The sequence below is a fragment of the Tenuifilum thalassicum genome (assembly GCF_013265555.1).
In the GTDB taxonomy this organism is placed as follows: Bacteria; Bacteroidota; Bacteroidia; order Bacteroidales; family Tenuifilaceae; genus Tenuifilum; species Tenuifilum thalassicum.
Genome location: NZ_CP041345.1, coordinates 3,176,557 through 3,195,778 on the forward strand (window position 1 = coordinate 3,176,557; position 19,222 = coordinate 3,195,778).

The 19,222-nt window shown below is 31.5% G+C and carries 18 protein-coding genes; 3 read left to right on the forward strand and 15 right to left on the reverse strand.

Annotated elements, in window-relative coordinates:
• Positions 1-16 precede the first annotated feature (16 nt).
• The 7 genes from atpB to FHG85_RS13125 all read right to left on the reverse strand — a co-directional run bounded on the left by atpB (position 17) and on the right by FHG85_RS13125 (position 7,485).
• A complete protein-coding gene (gene atpB, locus FHG85_RS13095; protein ID WP_220429214.1) occupies positions 17-1,060 on the reverse strand; it encodes a F0F1 ATP synthase subunit A in 1,044 nt (347 codons plus the stop codon).
• 22 nt (positions 1,061-1,082) lie between these two features.
• Complete coding sequence (locus FHG85_RS13100) at positions 1,083-1,451, reverse strand: hypothetical protein (RefSeq protein WP_173076652.1); 369 nt, start codon at positions 1,449-1,451, stop codon at positions 1,083-1,085.
• A 2-nt stretch (positions 1,452-1,453) separates the two neighbouring features.
• Positions 1,454-1,843 (reverse strand): bactofilin family protein, encoded by a 390-nt coding sequence (locus FHG85_RS13105; protein ID WP_173076654.1) that lies wholly within the window; start codon positions 1,841-1,843, stop codon positions 1,454-1,456.
• 81 nt (positions 1,844-1,924) lie between these two features.
• The gene (locus FHG85_RS13110) at positions 1,925-2,617 is read right to left on the reverse strand and encodes a rhomboid family intramembrane serine protease (RefSeq protein WP_173076656.1); all 693 of its coding nucleotides are present in this window, start codon (positions 2,615-2,617) and stop codon (positions 1,925-1,927) included.
• The gene (locus tag FHG85_RS13115) at positions 2,610-3,605 is read right to left on the reverse strand and encodes a hypothetical protein (protein ID WP_173076658.1); all 996 of its coding nucleotides are present in this window, start codon (positions 3,603-3,605) and stop codon (positions 2,610-2,612) included. Before FHG85_RS13115 ends, FHG85_RS13110 begins: the two co-directional genes overlap by 8 nt.
• Positions 3,606-3,622: 17 nt before the next feature.
• Entirely contained in the window at positions 3,623-5,257 is a 1,635-nt protein-coding gene (locus FHG85_RS13120) for a metallophosphoesterase (RefSeq protein WP_173076660.1), read from the reverse strand.
• A 5-nt stretch (positions 5,258-5,262) separates the two neighbouring features.
• Complete coding sequence (locus FHG85_RS13125) at positions 5,263-7,485, reverse strand: tetratricopeptide repeat protein (protein WP_173076662.1); 2,223 nt, start codon at positions 7,483-7,485, stop codon at positions 5,263-5,265.
• Positions 7,486-7,577: 92 nt separating this feature from the next.
• Between FHG85_RS13125 and FHG85_RS13130 the strand changes: the two genes are divergently transcribed.
• The 3 genes from FHG85_RS13130 (at position 7,578) to FHG85_RS13140 (ending at position 11,086) form a co-directional block, all read left to right on the forward strand.
• A complete protein-coding gene (locus FHG85_RS13130; RefSeq protein ID WP_173076664.1) occupies positions 7,578-8,462 on the forward strand; it encodes an AsmA family protein in 885 nt (294 codons plus the stop codon).
• Between the two features lie 67 nt (positions 8,463-8,529).
• Complete coding sequence (locus FHG85_RS13135; RefSeq protein ID WP_173076666.1) at positions 8,530-9,930, forward strand: AsmA-like C-terminal region-containing protein; 1,401 nt, start codon at positions 8,530-8,532, stop codon at positions 9,928-9,930.
• Between the two features lie 7 nt (positions 9,931-9,937).
• The gene (locus FHG85_RS13140) at positions 9,938-11,086 is read left to right on the forward strand and encodes a sensor histidine kinase (RefSeq protein WP_173076669.1); all 1,149 of its coding nucleotides are present in this window, start codon (positions 9,938-9,940) and stop codon (positions 11,084-11,086) included.
• Here the strand turns inward: FHG85_RS13140 and yidD are convergent.
• The 8 genes from yidD to ybeY form a co-directional block, all read right to left on the reverse strand.
• A complete protein-coding gene (gene yidD / locus FHG85_RS13145) occupies positions 11,083-11,337 on the reverse strand; it encodes a membrane protein insertion efficiency factor YidD (protein ID WP_173076671.1) in 255 nt (84 codons plus the stop codon). The genes FHG85_RS13140 and yidD overlap by 4 nt on opposite strands.
• Positions 11,318-11,680: a ribonuclease P protein component gene (locus tag FHG85_RS13150; RefSeq protein WP_173076673.1), complete on the reverse strand. Its 363-nt coding sequence runs from the start codon at positions 11,678-11,680 to the stop codon at positions 11,318-11,320. The genes yidD and FHG85_RS13150 overlap by 20 nt, the downstream gene beginning before the upstream one ends.
• 112 nt (positions 11,681-11,792) lie before the next feature.
• Positions 11,793-12,542 (reverse strand): uroporphyrinogen-III synthase, encoded by a 750-nt coding sequence (locus FHG85_RS13155; RefSeq protein WP_173076675.1) that lies wholly within the window; start codon positions 12,540-12,542, stop codon positions 11,793-11,795.
• A 32-nt stretch (positions 12,543-12,574) separates the two neighbouring features.
• Positions 12,575-13,399, reverse strand: coding sequence for a DUF4271 domain-containing protein (locus tag FHG85_RS13160; RefSeq protein WP_173076677.1), 825 nt, complete (start codon positions 13,397-13,399; stop codon positions 12,575-12,577).
• Between the two features lie 23 nt (positions 13,400-13,422).
• Positions 13,423-15,216, reverse strand: a complete 1,794-nt coding sequence (gene uvrC / locus FHG85_RS13165; RefSeq protein WP_173076679.1) for an excinuclease ABC subunit UvrC — start codon at positions 15,214-15,216, stop codon at positions 13,423-13,425.
• 2 nt (positions 15,217-15,218) lie between these two features.
• Complete coding sequence (gene ade, locus FHG85_RS13170; protein ID WP_173076681.1) at positions 15,219-16,835, reverse strand: adenine deaminase; 1,617 nt, start codon at positions 16,833-16,835, stop codon at positions 15,219-15,221.
• A 108-nt stretch (positions 16,836-16,943) separates the two neighbouring features.
• The gene (gene mnmG / locus FHG85_RS13175) at positions 16,944-18,797 is read right to left on the reverse strand and encodes a tRNA uridine-5-carboxymethylaminomethyl(34) synthesis enzyme MnmG (RefSeq protein ID WP_173076683.1); all 1,854 of its coding nucleotides are present in this window, start codon (positions 18,795-18,797) and stop codon (positions 16,944-16,946) included.
• Positions 18,788-19,222 (reverse strand): rRNA maturation RNase YbeY, encoded by a 435-nt coding sequence (ybeY, locus tag FHG85_RS13180; RefSeq protein WP_173076685.1) that lies wholly within the window; start codon positions 19,220-19,222, stop codon positions 18,788-18,790. Before ybeY ends, mnmG begins: the two co-directional genes overlap by 10 nt.

Here is a 19,222-nt window from a genome sequence, read left to right on the forward strand (position 1 = left end):
TAATAAATTTTATGTGTTAATGATGTTCTTCAGTGGCCATACCAATATATAATGCAGTTAACAAGGTAAAAACATAAGCTTGAATAAGTGCTACAAGTAATTCAAGTAATGACATGAAAATTAAAAATAAAATTGAAACAGGGGCAACTGCAAAACCAAGCCAAGCAATCATGCCTGAAAAAATAAAAATTAAACTTAATAATACCACCGCCACCATGTGTCCTGCAAGTATATTTGCAAAAAGTCGAACCATTAGGACAAATGGCTTTATAAAAATCGCCAAAAATTCAACAAATGGAATAATTGGAATGGGAAGCTTTAAGAATCCAGGAATCCCAGGAGGATTAACTATGTGCTTCCAGTATTCTTTATTAGCATTGGTGTTAATAACAAAAAATGCAAAAATGGCTAAAGCCATAGTAACCGAAATGTTCCCAGTAACATTGGCACCACCTGGGAAAATAGGAATTAGCCCAAGTAAATTTGAGAACCAGATGAAAAAGAAAATGGATAGTAAAAATGGTAGATACTTATGATATTTTTTTTCACCTATTGAAGGGATAGCTATCTCATTTTTAACAAAAAGTATGAAAGGTTCGAAAACGTTCTGTAATCCTTTTGGTGGTGAGTCTGGATTTTTCTTATAGGTATTTGCTATATTGATAAAAATGACGAGCAGTAGTATGCTGGTTATAAAAATAGCCAAAACATTTTTTGTTATGGAAAAATCGTAAGGCAAAGGATAGTTCTCATCAATTTCACCCTTAGAGTTTAGCTCAACAATTTTACCCTTATACTGTCCCTCTTGAGCTAGTTTGAAATTCTGATAAACGCCATGGTTATGATGAAACTTATTAGATAAGAAAATGTGCAAGCCACTTTTCTTACTATAAATAATGACTGGTAAAGGTATGCTGATGTGATGATTGTTAAATGTAACGATGTGCCATTCATGAGCATCGCCCACATGTTCAAAGATAAATTCAGCGGGGTCAAACTTTCCTGCTTCATGCTGGCTAACCTTGTCTGTTGCTATGGCATGAGCTGTGGAAAATATCAACAAAATTGATAATATGATTAACCTAACCCGCATTCTTACTATCCTCTCGTTTTACAACAAAATATGTGTAATGAAACAGAAAAATCAGATACGAAATCAAATATACAAAAATGATTGCTTTTTTATCGTCATTTACAAGCAAAAATATTGAAAGAATAGCTAATAAATTAATTACTAAACCAATAGCCTTTATTAGAAAATATTTGGTAGTAAATTTTAACCGATTAAAAATAGTTTTACTGTATAAAAGACTATAAGAAAAAACATTAATAGCCATGGGATAAAAAGGAACAATCCTTACCTGAGTCTGAAAATCAAATGCAAGTAAGACTACAAGTAAGGATGAGGCAATAATTACTGACGAAAAGTAAAACTTTGTCTTAAGTGACATGCTTACTTTTTAGGTTCTTGTTGTGAGGGTTTATCTTTAACTTCCATTCCTATCATGTTGCAGTAACCAGTGAATTTGCATCCTGGTTCAATGGCAAGTTTGCCTACATTAACATCACCATTGATTCGTGCAGATGATTTTAATGAAAGTAGTTCCTCAACAGTAATTTTACCCTCTACAACTCCTGAGATATCAGAATTTTTGCAAATGAGTTCTCCTTTAACTTTACCAGTTTCACCAATAACAACCTTTCCTTGAATATTAAGATTTCCAATCAGTGTTCCGTCAATTCTCAAATCGCCATTACTTTTAATGTCGCCATTAATTTCGGTTCCTAATCCAACCAGGTTGATGTTGTTGGCATTGAATTCTGTTTCGTTAAGTTTTGCCATAGCTGTTATGTTTATTGTTTAAAGACACAAATATATAAAATCGTTTTAATCATGAATTCAATCTTAACAAACATAGCTAATTTAATTGTATAAATTTTGCGAGTCGCTTTTAGTTTTTACAGGAGTCTCATCATCAAGTTCGTAATACACTTCTTCATCTTCATCTTCTTCCTCAAACATCCAGCTCCATTTTTGAGGCGGTGGTCCTTGATTACGATAATAAAAGGCCAGTAATAAACCCGAGGCTGCTCCGAATAAATGCGATTCCCACGAAATATGGTAAAATATGGGAAGAATACCCCATATCAAACTCCCATATAGGAATACAACTAGGAGAGATATAGCCATTAAATTGATATTCTTTCTAATTACCCCACTGAAAAAAATGAAGCTGACCTCTGCATAAATTAGACCGCTACAACCAATATGATAGCTCGAACGTGCACCAATCCAAACCAGTATTCCACTTAATAACCAGCTTATGATAATTATTCTATACCACAAATCCCTATAAAAGTAAACTAACCCAGCAGTTAAAATAAAAATGGTTATTGTATTGTTTACTATATGATTAATATCGGAATGAATTAATGGTGCAGTAAGAATTCCTATTAAACCAGAAATGGTTCTTGGAAATATTCCTAATTTGTAAAATGAAGTGTTTTCAATAATTTCGAAAGCCTTTACTACCCAAATCACTAGTACAAATAAAAACGCAACAATTAAACTTGCTTTAAATTTTGTTCGCTCAATATTTTGTTGGTTGTTATTCATCTCTGCAGTTTTTAACAATCTCTTTAGTCAGCAATTTTTCATCCTTTAAAGTTTCATAAAACATGCTAATATAATCAATCATGCTTTTCTTATTTCTTTCTGTTAGCAAAGTATCATTTTTCAGCATTTTAAATATTTGATCTTCTTTTTCTAAGAAAAAATTGATAGTTAAATCAAGTTCGAATCTTTCTCTACAATTACCTCTATAGTATCTATCTGTAACATGCTTGATAGGAATTATTTCGGGTGGTTTTGTATAGGGTGGGTTAACAAACCCACAAAAATCAAAATCATAAGGTACTGGAATTAACGAAGCCAATGAATCAGAATAAAATAGCTTAATATTATGAAGCTTAGGAACAGACCAATCGGTATTTCCAATTAGATACTGAAACATTGTCATTCTATCAAGAACGGGTCGATAAGTTGCGTTTTGAATTATTCCTTGTGTTTCAATTTCTTTTGTTCTGGTTCTCTTTGCAAAAAGTTTTACTGGTTCAATAAGAATACCATATGTTTCGAAATTAGAATGGTTCCCTCCTCTATCGATGTATATTATTCGACAAAGTCTAACCCGAAGGCTATACTCAGTTAAAATGTTATATATCCTATAAGCATAATACTCCTTAATGACATACTGAACATATCTATTTTTAATAAAACATGGATTTACAAGCTTTATTTTTATGTTCTCTGGAAAAATTGAGTTTTCAAATTCATTGACTTTTAATGCTAGTGGGGGAATTCTACAATTTTGTTTACTGCGTCTAAATAATCCACGAGTTTTGGCCTTAGCATTAACGGTAATTGAAGAATCGCCATCAATATAAAAAAGGAATATTTTATGATACTTTGCCTTATTTGGGTTAACGTCATTGAAAAGTGATTTTAGGTTTCCAATAACTTCAAACTCAAGGATAGTTTCTTCATCAAAAAGGGAAGTTTGTCCTAAACTAGCAAAACATTGAAGAAAAAAAACAAATGACAATATTTTGATTTTCTGACTCATTTCAACTTTATCCTAGAACCATCGATGTAACATCGCCAGTAATTTCTGTTTTCATCTATAAGCAATGCTTGTGGCTTTATATGCTTTACATTAAAGGGAACATTTATGGGAAAAAGTTTCGATTCATATGCAGCTGCAATACTATCAACCTCAGTGTGTCCTATTATCATTTCCCTTGCTTTATATTTTGACAATACATAATTGAGATCGGCCTGAGTGGCTTTGGGTACTTCTGGTAAATCAAACATGTAACCTCTATACCAAAATATTCCAGACTTTGAGAATAGTTTCTGTAACTTATCAAGGAATTGGTCATCGGTTAACGTAAAAATTAAATTATCAGGATTTAAATATCTATATACAATTTGATTCATCTGGTTGAGAGATATTTCTTCATCGGCAATTTCTTTTGAAATACCAGCATGCACAAACAAGATGCTGTCAATAATTATAGCAGATTTTCCAAAACGCAATATGGAACCAGGCCAAACATTTGGTTTAAATAAACTTGAATATGTTATTCTGTTACCATGTGTTAGTATTTGATATTTTTCATTTATATAACGATTATCGTTACCTATTGCTAGGAGTTCATGGTTACCAATTAAAAAGTGAACATGACCCCCTGCCTGTTGTGATTGCTGTACTAATTTGTTTAAAAGCCACAGAACCTCTGTAACTTTTTCGCCGCGATCAACTAAATCGCCTATAAACACAAGATGATTTTTCCCAAATTTCCAATTCATTTCTTGATCAATCACCTGATTGTTCATCAAAAGCTTAACTAGACTTTCATATGCACCATGTACATCGCCAATTGCAAATATTTTATTTGTTTTATCTTCATATATATAGGTATCATTATCCAAATTATACTTTAAATTAAAATTTATAGTATATCCTAAAGTATCGCCCTCGAAAAAACCTTTAAATCGAACATTTTGGTTTTTAATTCTTAAATTTTGGGAGACCAAAAATATTTTGGAATTCAGACTATCGTTAACCAAATAAAAAGCATTAGCCCACTTTCTATTTTTGAGTTCAACATGTGGTCCGTCAAAACAAGAAGGGTAAATGCCTTTTGAATAAGCTACCATGTAATCGGTTAGAATAGAAACTACTGTATCTTTTCCAAAGGCTTGCGCATATTCGATGGAATTGTAGTTTTGAAAATTTTTGAAATATGGGTTTGCCCTGTACTTTAATAGAACATTAAGGGTTTTAATTGAACCAAGACGTGAAGCATACAGTAAAGGAGAATTCTTATGAATATTATATTGATTAACGTTTGCTCCATTTTTGAGCAAATAGTCAGCAATTGAATCCTTATCGTAAATTGCACATATTATTAATGGAGTGTTTGTTTTTAATACAACATTTAAGTTTGCTCCCTTATCAATTATATATTTTGCCGTGCTAAAATTTCCTTGCGAAATGGCTAAAGTTAGAAGTGTGTGAGAGTTATTAAAATATTTTTCAAGTCCATTTGTCTTAATTATCTGCTCAAGTTCTGCAATGTTACCAGACTTTATAACAGAAATAATATAAGAATCATCAGCTGAAATTTGAGCATGTAACCTATTAAACGATAATAAGAAAAGTAAAAGGAGGAAAAGGGAACGAATATTCATTATTATTATACTTTAATACCCCAAACCAATATGTCATCAATTTGTTCAGTATTATTCATCCAATCAAGTAAAGTTTTTTCAAGATGTGAGCATTTACCCTCACCATCAAGATCTGATACAAGCATTAGGTTTTCTTTAAACCTCGAACGCATAAACTTTTTATGATTTTCACCTCCAAGCTGGTCGAAATAGCCATCAGAAGATATAAAAATCCAATCGCCAGGAATGAGTTTTTTGGTTTTAACCGTAAAGTTTTTCTTGTTTATGTTGGTAAGCCTGGTTCCTAAAGTTATAAAATCGGGCTTTAACTCCTCAATTGTACTATTATGCTGTAAAAAGATAGGAATCAAAGCACTTGTATACTCAAGCAGATATGTCTCGGAGTCAAAAACGCAAAGAGCAATGTCCATACTATCTTTAAGTACTTTTTCAACTTTAGAACGACTTAAACGACGAACCAGCTCTTGGTCTATAAAAGATAGAATATCATCTGTTTTGAAAAGGTGATGCTGGTTGATTGCTTGATTAATTATATCAATACCAATAATACTCATAAAAGCACCTGGCACGCCATGTCCAGTACAATCGGCAAGTGCAAAGAAAACCTTTTTGCCTAACTTTTGCATCCAATAAAAATCGCCACTAACAATATCCTTTGGTCGGTTTAAAACAAATGTGTCGGGGAAAGCACTTTTAATTTGAGAAAGCGAAGGTTGAATAGATTCTTGTATACGTTCAGCATATCGTATGCTATCAGTAATTTTTTCGATATAATTCTCAATAATTTTGTATGCTTCTTCAAGGTTTTTGTTTTTCTGCTCAATAAAATTTTTGTTTTTCTCAATCTCTATTTTTTGCTCTTCAATTTCTTGGTTTTTTTCTTCTAGCAGTACATTTTTTAGCTCAATTTCTTTAATTTGCTCAGCAAGTTGATCGGCTGTTTTACGCTTCACTTTCAATGTAAAATAGATTGCAACAAGCATAAAACCGCTAAGAAGTAAACCTATTAATAGGGCATATGTTTGTATCTTTTGCTTGGTAATTTCTCGCTGCTTAAGCTCTTGCTGTTGTAGTAGTAATTTTATTTCATTCTCTTTTTTTTCAGTTTCATATAAGGTTTGAATTGTAGAAATATGTCGACTATTCTTTTCGTTTAGCACGCTATCCTTATAGGCAGAAGCAAGCTTAAAATATTCAAGAGCTTTGCCATGATTACCAATTCGTTGATAATATGTAGATAAAACCTCATAAGCTTGCTGAAAATGTATTAAGCTATTAATTTGCTTTGCAATTTTTAAACAGCTATCTATATTGCTCAATGCCTGATTATTGTAATTAAGAAACAATTGAGCTTTTGCAAGATTAATATAGCTGTCGGCCAGAAACTTTTTATCGCCTAGCTGTTTATCTATTTCTAAGCTTTTCTTAAAGTAATTGTATGCTTTAGCAACATTACCCAAGTAAAGTTCTATTTTACCTAGCGCATTGTAGTTTATACCTATACCTTTAAGGCTGTTTATTTTAAAGTTTACATCCAACGATTTTGAGTAATACTCCTTAGCCTTTTCGTAATCGCCTTTGAATTCGTAAACTTCGCCAATGTTATTATAGTTCATGGCTTGGCCTAAGAGGTTTTCCATTTTCTTTGATAGAAACAGGGCTCGTTGAAAGTATTCTAACGCCTCATCGTACCTACCATTAAGTGAAAAAATATTACCTAAACTATTACAGGCTACTGCGATATTAAAGGTATCCTTTATCTCTTCAGCTAATTTTAATGCTTTGATATGGTACTCCGATGCATAGGCATGGTTATCGAGCCGACGATAAACTACTCCCAGATTATTTAACGATACACACTGATAATGTTTATCGGAAATACTTTTAGCAAGTTCTAAAGCATCGTTATGAAATTTTAAGGCATTAGTATAGTTCGAAATATTTCTATAAAGTACACCTAACGACGTATATACTTCAATTTTTAGCTTATCATTTTTAAGATTTTCGGCTAATCGTTTAGCTTCAAGAAGATAGTTCTCAGCAAGGATTGGGTTCTGTTCATTCACTTCGTATTCATAAGCAATATCCTTTAGGATTAAAACTCTGATGCTATCTCGGGGTTCTTGATATAGTTTAAGCAGTAGAGTATCAACCTTTGCCTGTGAATATCCTGATTGGTTGATGGATAATAAAATAAGTGCAGAAAATAATACTTTTACTACTTTCATATTTTTTAAATTCAAATAATACGAAAGTTAATATATTTTCGTAATATTTGGTAATTTCAATGTATAACAAATTTTTAACCAATAAAGTTGCGATGTCGAGGCTAATTTACAAATCTATTCTTATCATATTTGTTCTATTCCTAGTTATAATAGTTACAGGCACATTAATACTTTTTTTCTACCAAGACAAATTCATTAATCACCTTGTTTCAGATATTAATACAAAATCGGACATTTCATTTACTTATTCTGATATAAAAATTAATACTTATCAATCCTTTCCCAAGTTTTCCTATTCAGTAGCCGACTTTTGTATAGAATATACAAAAGATGGTAAAAGTGATACCATTATTTACTCTAAAAACTTTAATATAAACATCTCTCCCTTTCACCTTCTAAAAGGTAAGATTTTAGTTAATGGGTTTTCTGCAAATGATGGTAAAATAAACTGGCATGGCTACTACAAAAATTTTATTGAAACAGAATCTAATAATCAGAGTATTATTGTGATTTTATCAAACCTAAAGTTTAATAATTTTATTATAAATCGATATAACGATTATGGTAAAAAAACGCTTACCATCAACGCAAAAAAAATTAATATGAATATAGCTTCTGATAAATCCATTAGCTATTTCAAATTTAAAAATGCTATAAACTCATTTTCGTATGGTGATATTTTAATAGAGGAACCGTTTGAACTAAACTTTGAAATATATCAACAAAAAAATCTAATATTTAATAATATCGAATTATACTTTAAAAGTTTACAGCTGAATGGAAATGGTAGGATCGATAACTCTAATGAAGCCTTAAATAGATTTAGGTTTAAGTATTCATTAAACTCTACTAAGGACATCGTATTTAACCCAAATCTTGATTTTTTAAAGAATACCGAAGGTAAATTACGAGGCGATTTGTACATAAAATTATCGGCTAACAATGACAATATTGATTCACTTGTAATAAATTTTTAAGTGAAAAATATCTTATAAGTATAACAATCAACAATATAACTTTAAAAATATTAATGGTTACACACTTTTGAGTAACAACTTTAAGGAACATAAGACCTATATCAAAAAAGCAGAATTTAGCTATGAAGACATAGTTTCGTATGATTTCAAAGCGAAACTAAAAGGGTCTGAGGAAATTGCTGTGTTAATAAAGGGCAATTCGCTTATATCCAAAACATTTGAAAATAAAAGAATCGGGATAAGAGCGACAGGTCCCTTAAGCTGTTTGCTTACCTATAACCCGTCTACATCTGATATTGCATTTCGTAAAATAAAAGGAAAACTGTTTTTTACTGAAGATATAGATATCTCTACTGAACAAATAATTTCAAAAGGGAATGTTGATATTGACAATGATATAGTTATCAATGGTTACTTATCTTCCAATTCATCAATGGTTAATTTTAATGTCATTCAAAATGATATTGTAAATGTGTTAAATCATAAAGCCGACCTTTTCCCTAGTATAAAAATGTGGGGAGAAAAAATTGCCTACAACGATTTCTCTAATCTTATTGTAGACAATTCAAACAGCAGTGACTCCTCATCGATTAATGCTAAACTTGAAGTTAATTTTAAATCATTTGAATACCAAAGGCTTCTTCTGAAACGTTTTAAAGCTACCGGAGTCTATATCGACAATGCTATTAAATTAGATTATTTCACTGCAGATTGCTTTGATGGTAATATTTCTGGAAAACTAGTTCAAAAACAAAACAGCTACTCATCGAATATTTGGGTTAATAGCATTAATATTCAAACTCTATTTAGGCATTACAATAATTGGGGTCAAAAGTTGATTACAAGCGAAAACATTTCAGGACAATTCAAGGGTTTGATTACTTTAAGTTTTAAAACAAATCCTAATGATGAAATAGACAAGAACTCATTCCAACTTAAATCAGATATACAAATTGTAAATGGAGAATTGAAAGGAGTAAATCAACTAGAAAAGCTTTCCAAATGGATTAAACCCGAAGAGCTAAAAGTAATAAAGTTCGATACGTTAAAGAATCAGATTTCTATTCGTAATAAAAAAATCATTATTCCATTTATGGATGTCAAATCGAACGCATTATCATTGAGCTTGTATGGTGTACACACTTTTACAAACAACTATGAGTATAACCTTAAAATTAATTTTAGCAATATACTAAAACGTAAATTTTTAAACTCTCATGGTAACGATAATATGAATTCTAACAATGGATATATAAACCTTTACTTTAAGATTATTGGAAAAGATAGCAACTACAACATACAATGGATAAATAAAAAGGCCTTTAAGGAAAAGATTGATAAACCAGAAACAATTGAACCAGACACCTTGCAAATTAAACCACATAAGGAGAACAACACATATGAATCAGCAACAAACCCTAAAGGGTATAAAATTGAGTGGGATGAATTTACCGATACTCTAAAATAGAATTAGTATGAAAATAAGTCCTCGTATTAGGTTTATTCTAATATTGCTTCTAGCTGCAATATCTATATCGTTTATTACAATATATTTTACCAATCAGTTTGTTAAACAGCTAAAGGAAGAAGAACGCGATAAAATTAACCTCTGGGCAAATGCTGTAAAATATATATCCGATGAATCGGATGCTTGTCAAGATTTTGCTTTAATATTTGAGATTGTTCAAAATAACAAAACGGTACCTGTAATTCTCACGGACGAAAATGGTTCATTAATTGGTTATAGAAATATATACATTGGCAATCCAAGTGATACATCCCAAATTAATAAGATTTTGAATAAAATGAAGGAGGTTCACTCCCCAATTGAAATAAATTTACCCGATGGTTCAAAAAACTATGTCTACTACTTTGATAGCATAACATTAAAAAAACTTAATTATTATCCTTATATGCAATTATTTATCATTTTTATTTTTATCGGTGTATCGTTTTTAGCTTACAGCCAGGCAAGAAAATCAGAGCAAAATTTAATTTGGCTTGGTATGGCCAAAGAAACAGCTCATCAACTAGGTACACCAACCTCTTCGTTAATGGCGTGTTCGGAAATTTTAAAAGAAAAGTATAGTAATGATGAAATAATAATGGAGCTCGAAAAAGATGTTAAGCGAGTAGAAACAATCACAAATCGATTTTCAAAAATTGGTTCAAAACCGAAACTCGGAAATATCAATATAAATACAGTAATAGAGCAAACCATAGAATATCAGCTAAAAAGGTGCCCAAATACCATAAAAATAAACTACAGAAAAAGTAAAATACCCATTTTGGTAAAGGCAAATGATATACTCATAGGCTGGGTTCTTGAAAACTTAATTAAAAATGCCATAGATGCTATGCAAGGAGTTGGGAGCATTAAAATAACAACAAACGTACAAAAGAAAAGAGTTTATATTGATATTTCAGATGAGGGTAAGGGCATAGAAAAGCGAAATTTTAAGGAAGTATTTCGTGCCGGATATTCTACCAAAGAGAGAGGTTGGGGAATCGGATTAAGCTTAGCTAAACGAATTGTTGAAGAGTATCACCATGGAAAAATATTTGTTCTTAGCTCTGAACTTAATAAAGGAACAACATTTAGAATTGTACTAAAAAAAGGTTAAGGTACTGGGTCGTATCCATGATCACCCCATGGGTGACACCTTGATATACGTTTCACCGATAACCAAAGACCTTTAAAAAAACCGTGTTTTCTTAAAGCTTTTATTGAATATGCAGAACAAGTAGGGGTAAATCTACAACTATTGGGCAAATATGGCGATAAAAAGATTTGATACAGCTTTACTATCAATATCGGAATAAAAGCTAGTAATCTTGTAATAAATCGCCATACACTAAGAATAATTACCTTCATTTAAATCTATTTGTTTCAAAAGATAAACAATTGAATCTTGGATATGTTTGAACGAAACCTCATCCTTTGATACATAAATTAGCGCTAATAAAACGGTTGTATTTTGTGGAATGCTTTTACTAATTATTTCCTGATTTAATCTAAAAGCTTCTTTCATTCTTCTCCTAATCAAATTACGTTTAAATGCTTTTTTTAAGTATCTTTTTGGAACAATAAATAAAACTTTAAAAGGGATGCTTTCCGAAGAATCGTTCGTTTTAAATTTGTAAACCAATTTTACAGGAAACTTAAAAGCGTTTAACTCCGATTTGAGTAAATCGGACACCTCGCTTTCAAGATGCATAATATTTTTTTTACTTAATCGGAAATTCATCTCTGTAAATCGGATTAAAAAAATAAGGATAGATTTTGCAAAAGTACAAATCTATCCTTTTAAAGAATAGTAAAAGTATATGTTACTTCTTTTTCTTTTGTTGACTTAAGTAAAAATCAAGTGCTTGCGTCATGCTCCTAAATTCCTCGGTAGGAGCCTTTATATCAATTCTCAATCCTAAATCCTTAGCAACTTTTGCGGTGGTATCACCAAATACTGCAATTGCAATATCACCTTGTTCAAAATTTGGGAAATTTTCAAAGAGCGATTTAACCCCATTAGGGCTATAGAAAACTATCATATCATACGGAAAGGGATTTAAGTCGGAAAGGTCGCTACTAACGGTTTTATAAAAAATTCCTTTTGTGTACTTAATTTTAGCTCTAGTTAATGCTCGTGGGATTTCAGGTTTGTGAACGTTGGAAAGAGGAAGTAAGAAATTTTCTTCTTTATGTTTTTTGATTATTTCAAGCAAATCTTTAAAAGTATTGTCGCCAAAGAAAATCTTTCTTTTACGGTAAACAATATACTTTTGAAGATAAAGAGCAATAGCTTCTGTAATGCAGAAGTATTTCATTGTTTCAGGAATTGAAATCCTTAACTCCTCCGAAAGGCGGAAAAAATTATCAATAGCAGTCTTGCTAGTGAATATAACAGCAGTGTGGTCAGTAATATTAATTTTCTGCTGTCTAAACTCCTTCGAACTCACACCCTCGACATGGATAAACGGGCGGAAATCAAGTTCAACCCCATACTTCTCTTTAATATCATTATAAGGCGACTTCTCATTTTGGGGTTCTGGCTGTGAAACAACTATCCTTTTGATTTTCAAGGCCCTAAGTATTTAAATGGTTAAAACAATCATTAACTCTCTCTTAGCAAATAGGTTATACCCAAAATCAAGGGCATTTCGAGTGCACAAAGGTATAAAATGTAATACAATAATGAAACTTTATTCTTAATAAAGATTTTAGCGAAAATGAAGTATCTGTATAATAATGCGATTAGAATAATAGATATGGTAAAATAAAGTATAGGAAGTTGAAAGTTTGGGACTATATAATTTAAAAAAAAGAGTAAAGGCAAGACAACAAGTGATAAAAGTCTAAAAACTAAACTGTTATCTAAATTTAAAACATTTAAAGTTGCCCTATCTTGAGTAATGAATAAGATTAACTTATTTAAAGTAATGGTCCAAAAACGATAGAGTATGAAAACAATTAAAAAATAAGCTAAGGATATCAAGTCTATTTCCCCGGTATTATCGTAATACTGTTTAAAAGTAACAAAAGAAATTAAAACGGTAAATAAGACCAAAACATTAAGATACGTTCCTAATTTTACAACAGGAACGCTATAATCATCTACTAACTTTGTAGATGTAATATCGTAAATTAAGGCTTGAACATAAAGTTTTAAGTATTTAGCGTATCGAACAAACACGAATGCTAATAATAAAAACGCTAAAAGAAAAGAAATAAAAAGATAATCGGTGTAAACATTTGACTTTCTAATTTTTAGCGAAATATTCTTATGACTTGGTATTTCTGAATAGGAAATAACACATTTATTATCAGTTTTATTATAATTGTTATATAAATCAATAATTGAGATATTATTGTTCTTGGCATCAAAAGTTTTAAAGTTGTTATATAAGTAAACACAATTCAAAGTATCTGTAGAACTCATAAATAAAATTTTTGCAAAAATACCTATAAATTTTTTAATTGATTAAAGATTTTCTCAGCTGTTTTTTTTCCAAGTACTTCTGAAAGTTCTGATAGGCTTGCCTGTTTAATTTTATTAAGTGACTTAAATTTCATGTATAGCTTTTGAACAGACTTCTTACCGATTCCAGGAATATTTTCGAGTACTGAGAGTTCTAACTGCTTGTCTCTCTTTTTCCGATGATAAGTAATCCCAAAGCGATGAGCTTCATCCCTAATTTGTTGAATTATCTTTAAGGACATGGAACGTTTATCAAGATAAATAGGCACGTTATCACCAGGTCGAAAGATTTCTTCTAAACGCTTTGCAATTCCTATTATAGGAATATGGTTTATATTCAATTCAACTAGTACCTGGTAAGCCGCGTTAAGTTGTCCTTTTCCACCATCTATTACAATTAGATCAGGCAACGGTTTATCCTCACTAATGAGCCTATGGTATCGACGTTTTACTACTTCACGCATAGAAGCAAAATCATCAGGTCCTTCTACTGATTTAATGCTGAAATGTCTGTATTCTTTCTTTGCAGGTTTCCCTCCTTTAAACACAACACATGATGAAACAGGATTTGTTCCCTGTAAGTTTGAATTATCAAAACATTCAATATGTTCGGGCAATTTCTCTAGATTTAAATCCTTTTTAAGCTGCTCAAGGTATTTAATGTATCTTAAATTTGGATTTTTCTTTTCTTCGTTCCTCCTTATCTCATTAATGTAAGCTTCAGCATTTCTAAGACTTAACTTTACTAAGTTTAGTTTTTCTCCATCTCGTGGCTTTGTTATTCTTAATTCTGGAATAGAAAATGCCGGAAGAATGTTAACAAGTATTCTATCTAATTTTAAATTTAACCTACTTTTCACTTCAAAAATAGCTTGAGAAAATATTTCATCGAGAGGTTCATTCAAATAATTCCTCACGTTCATATTATAGGACTGTAAAACAACGCCACCGCTAACATTTAAATAATTTATTGCAATTATATCTTCGTTTTGTAAAATTGTAAACACGGCTGAATTTTTTATTGATTTTAAAATGATTGAACTTTTAGATTGAAAATTAGTAAGCAATCTAATACGTTCTTTTAGAACATTTGCCTCTTCAAAACGTAACTCTTTAGAGGCTTGAAGCATTTTATTTTGAAGGAATTTCAAAAGCTGATTTATATTTCCACTTAAAACTTTCTTTATTTCTTTAATATTGGCATAATAATCATCTGAGGTTTGATTCCCAATACAAGGGGCCAAGCAATTTCCAATTTGATATTCAAGGCAAGGTTTAAATCTATTAGCTTTAATATTTGATTCTGTGAGGTTTAAATTACAATTTCGTAAGGGATACAAATCCTTAACTAGATCCATTAACGTTGTTAAAAATTTTCCAGATGTATATGGACCATAAAAAATAGAACCATCATTAGAATAGTTTCGGGTAACCTCTACCCTAGGAAAGGGCTCATTTCGTACAACAATCCATGGATATGTTTTATCATCTCTTAATAGTATATTATACTTTGGTTGATGCTTTTTAATTAAAATATTTTCCAGTATGAGCGCATCAGACTCTGTATTTACTACAATATACTTAAGGTCACAAATACTATTAACCAGGTGTCGCAACTTAGCTGAATCAAAGTGACTTCTATTAAAATACGACGAAACTCTCTTTTTTAAATTCTTGGCTTTACCGATATAAATTATCTTTCCAGTTTTATCAAAAAATTGATAGACACCTGGCAGTTCTGGCAACGAGGATAGAACGGGCAAGTCAATACTATTCATTTTTATAAGTCGACCAGATCAGTTAATGAGAAGTTGTCTACATCAAACAAACCTTGTGGTGTAAGTTTTAAATGAGGAATCACAGAGAGTGACATAAAAGCCATGGTCATAAATGGTGCATGTAAAACACATCCATCTTTTTTAAGACGTTCATTTATTTCCGAATATAATCTTGCGGCAGTTTCAACATCATAAACAGTCATTAAACCGTAAAAGGGCAAGGGCATTCCGTAAACATTTGCACCATCATAATAACACAATCCTCCCCTATTACCTACTACATACTCAACAGCCTTTCTAATAGACTCATCGTTTGCTCCAACAGAAACGACATGATGGCTATCGTGCGCTATACTTGCAGCTATAGCACCATCTTTTAACCCAAAACCCTTTATAAATCCTACACCCAAATTATTTGAATTATACCTACTTTGTACTACAATTTTTAGAATATCATTTTCTGTGTCATATACATTACCATTGGCTTTATGTAAAAGCTTATTGGTTATAAGTTCTCCATCTATAACTTCAATCACTTTAACCGTTTTGTTTACGGAAAAATTTACTCTTATTTTCTCTTTAGCAAAACTATTTATAAACTCATATTCAGGAATTTTTATTGATTCACTTGAATTGCAAATAGATGTTACATTTTCTCCTTTTATATAAGTACCAATTATTTTAAAATCATCAAGGTTATCAACAATTACAAAATCAGCAGGGTCTCCAACCTGCAAAAGTCCTACTTCAAGATTGTAGTGTTTCACTGGATTTATAGAAGCAACCTGTAAAACGTCAAACAAATCATACCCTAGTCGCAATGCTTTTTTAACATGCTTATTAATATGTGCAACTTGCAACTCGTCAGGATGACAATCATCAGTACAAAACATCACCATTTCAGGGTGTGAGGAAATCAAGCTGTGTAAAGAATCAAAATTTTTAGCTGCACTCCCCTCTCTAATCAAAACCTTCATTCCTAGCTCAATTTTAGCCAGGGCTTCTTGTAAGGTAAAACATTCATGATCGGTTGAAATACCTTCAGCTACATACTTCTCCAAATCGTCACCGCTTAACCCTGGAGCATGACCATCGATAGGTAAGTTACGCTTTTTTGCTTCGTTAAGTATACTTAAAACATGTTTATCCTTATTAATCACACCAGGGAAATTCATCATTTCTGCCAAACACTTAACCTGGGGTAAGTCTAACAAAAAAGAAATTTCTTTAGAACTAAATTCTTGAAAACATTCATCAATAGGTGAAGCAGGCACGCAACTAGGAGCACCAAAATACATTTTCATCTTCGCATCCTTCGAACTATTTATCATGAACTCCACACCATCAACCCCAGCAACATTAGCAACTTCGTGCGGATCAGCCACAACAGCAACAGTACCATGTTTCACTGCAGCCTCCGCAAACTTAACGGGACTCAACATGGAACTTTCTATATGCACATGCGAATCTACAAAACCAGGCAAAATAAAACGCTCCTCAATATCATCCTTTTCATCTATTTTTACTATTACTCCATTTTCGATATACAATACACCCTTAAAAATCCTTTTACTTACAGGATCAACAATATTTCCGGCGATCTGATAATTACTACTCATAACCTTATATTTTATTTAAACCAAAACTTTAATTGTTCCACGTGGAACATCAATAACAAAAAAATAATATATATTCTTTTGGGTTCTTTCTTAGTTCCACGTGGAACATTATCTTCCAAAATAAACTAACAAAACATTAATATCACTAGGTGATATTCCTGGAATTCTTTTAGCTTGCGCTATTGTTTGAGGTTTTATCTTTGTTAGTTTTATTCTCGCTTCGGTACTTAAAGAGTTTAATAAATTATAATCGAAATTTTCTGGTATTTTAACATGTTCTAATCTTTCAATTTTTAAAGCGATTAATTTCTCTTTTTGAATATATCCGTCGTATTTTAGTTTTATTTCGGCAGATTCTATAACCTCGCTAGTATAGTCTTCTTCTAGAACTAAATAAGGTAACAAATCTAAAAGTTTTATTTCGGGGCGAAGCAGAATATCTATTACTTTTCGTTTTTGAATTATTTCTTTTGATTTTTTTTGTACAAGAAGTGGATTTATGGTACTTGGCGCTAAAGATTTAGATTTCATTAAAGAGATCAACTTCTCTCTTTGGTTTACTTTGTTTTCTAATCTTTTTAAATCTTCGTCATTTACCATATTGTACTTATGCGCGATTGGTGTCAATCTCTCGTCGGCGTTATCTTGTCGTATTAGAATTCTGTATTCTGCTCTACTAGTAAACATTCTGTAGGGTTCATCAACACCTTTTGTTACTAAATCGTCAATTAAAACACCAATGTAAGCTTCATTTCGCTTAAGGATAAATTTTTGGTCTATATTATGTGATGTAAAATGAGCGTTTACGCCTGCAACTAATCCTTGACCTGCTGCTTCTTCATATCCAGTAGTACCATTTATCTGTCCTGCAAAAAAAAGGTTTTTTACAATCTTGGTTTCTAGCGTATGATTTAGCTGTGTGGGATCAAAATAATCGTATTCTATAGCGTAACCAGGTCGTAAGATGTGGACTTTCTCAAAACCTGGAATTTTCGTGAGGGCATTATATTGTACTTCAATTGGAAGTGACGATGAAAAACCATTTAAATACATTTCATATGTATAAATACCTTCAGGTTCTAAAAATAGTTGATGCGAAGTTTTATTGGAAAATGTATTTATTTTATCTTCAATACTTGGACAGTACCGAGGTCCAACTCCTTTAATCTTTCCAGTAAATAAAGGTGAAAAATTGAAACCTTCTCTTAGTATTTGGTGAACTTCTGGATTAGTATGTACTATATAGCAATTTTTCTTAGGTAAGCTTGAATAATAATTCGGATTATAAGAAAATTTTGAAATATTGTCGCTAGGTTGGATTGTGAAAGATTCATAGTTTACGGTTCTGCCGTCAATACGTACTGGGGTTCCAGTTTTCATTCTTCCAGTAGTAAATCCTAGTGATAAAAGTTGATCTGAAAGACCGTATGAGCCTAATTCTCCTATTCGTCCACCCTGAAAGTTTACATTTCCGATATGTATCTTACCATTAAGAAAAGTACCATTAGTTAATATAACAGTTCGTGCTTTTACTTGCTGATTTGTTTTTGTTTTTACTCCTAGTACTGTACCGTTTTTAACAATTAATTCAGTTACTTCGTCCTGCCAAAGGTAAAGGTTGGGTATAGATTCGATATACTTCCTCCATTCCATTGAGAAAAGATGACGGTCGGTTTGCGCTCTTGGACTCCACATGGCTGGACCTTTGCTCTGATTTAGCATCCTAAAATGAATAGTAGTTAAATCGGTAACTTTTGCAGTATATCCACCTAGAGCATCAATTTCACGAACAATTTGCCCTTTTGCAATACCACCAATTGCAGGATTGCAACTCATCTGAGCAAGTTTTGTAAGATCCATAGAAATCAAAAGAACCCTTGAACCCATTTTAGCTGCTATAGCAGCTGCTTCACACCCAGCGTGACCACCGCCAACAACAATAACATCAAAATCTAATTCCATTTATCGTAAAAAATTTTTAGTGCTTCGTTCTCTTTTTGCCTCATTAGTAATTTCTCGTCTTCCGACTTATCTTTATATCCTAACAAATGGAATATTCCGTGAATAATAACTCTTAAAATTTCGTCGTAGAAATTAGTATTGAATACTTCGGAATTGGTTTTAACAGTATCTAGAGAGATAACAATATCACCTGAAATTTGTTTATTATCGCAATAATCAAATGTTATAATATCTGTAAAGTAGTTATGATTTAAGTATTTTTTGTTTATATCGATAATTTCATCATCATTTGTGAAATAGTAACTTATATCACCGACCTCACGATCATATAATTTTATAATGTATTTTATCCATTGTTTTATCATTTTCTTATTGGAGATCTTATTGCTAATACCTTTATTTAAATATGAAAAAGTTATACTCAT

Bases quoted from the DNA above. Each gene is read 5' to 3' on its own strand.
- FHG85_RS13100 (WP_173076652.1), bottom strand. From the start codon at position 1,451: ATGTCACTTAAGACAAAGTTTTACTTTTCGTCAGTAATTATTGCCTCA.
- FHG85_RS13105 (WP_173076654.1), bottom strand. From the start codon at position 1,843: ATGGCAAAACTTAACGAAACAGAATTCAATGCCAACAACATCAACCTG.
- FHG85_RS13110 (WP_173076656.1), bottom strand. From the start codon at position 2,617: ATGAATAACAACCAACAAAATATTGAGCGAACAAAATTTAAAGCAAGT.
- FHG85_RS13120 (WP_173076660.1), bottom strand. From the start codon at position 5,257: ATGAATATTCGTTCCCTTTTCCTCCTTTTACTTTTCTTATTATCGTTT.
- FHG85_RS13125 (WP_173076662.1), bottom strand. From the start codon at position 7,485: ATGAAAGTAGTAAAAGTATTATTTTCTGCACTTATTTTATTATCCATC.
- FHG85_RS13130 (WP_173076664.1), top strand. From the start codon at position 7,578: ATGTCGAGGCTAATTTACAAATCTATTCTTATCATATTTGTTCTATTC.
- FHG85_RS13140 (WP_173076669.1), top strand. From the start codon at position 9,938: ATGAAAATAAGTCCTCGTATTAGGTTTATTCTAATATTGCTTCTAGCT.
- yidD (WP_173076671.1), bottom strand. From the start codon at position 11,337: ATGAAGGTAATTATTCTTAGTGTATGGCGATTTATTACAAGATTACTA.
- FHG85_RS13150 (WP_173076673.1), bottom strand. From the start codon at position 11,680: ATGCATCTTGAAAGCGAGGTGTCCGATTTACTCAAATCGGAGTTAAAC.
- FHG85_RS13160 (WP_173076677.1), bottom strand. From the start codon at position 13,399: ATGAGTTCTACAGATACTTTGAATTGTGTTTACTTATATAACAACTTT.
- uvrC (WP_173076679.1), bottom strand. From the start codon at position 15,216: ATGAATAGTATTGACTTGCCCGTTCTATCCTCGTTGCCAGAACTGCCA.
- ade (WP_173076681.1), bottom strand. From the start codon at position 16,835: ATGAGTAGTAATTATCAGATCGCCGGAAATATTGTTGATCCTGTAAGT.
- mnmG (WP_173076683.1), bottom strand. From the start codon at position 18,797: ATGGAATTAGATTTTGATGTTATTGTTGTTGGCGGTGGTCACGCTGGG.
- ybeY (WP_173076685.1), bottom strand. From the start codon at position 19,222: ATGAGTATAACTTTTTCATATTTAAATAAAGGTATTAGCAATAAGATC.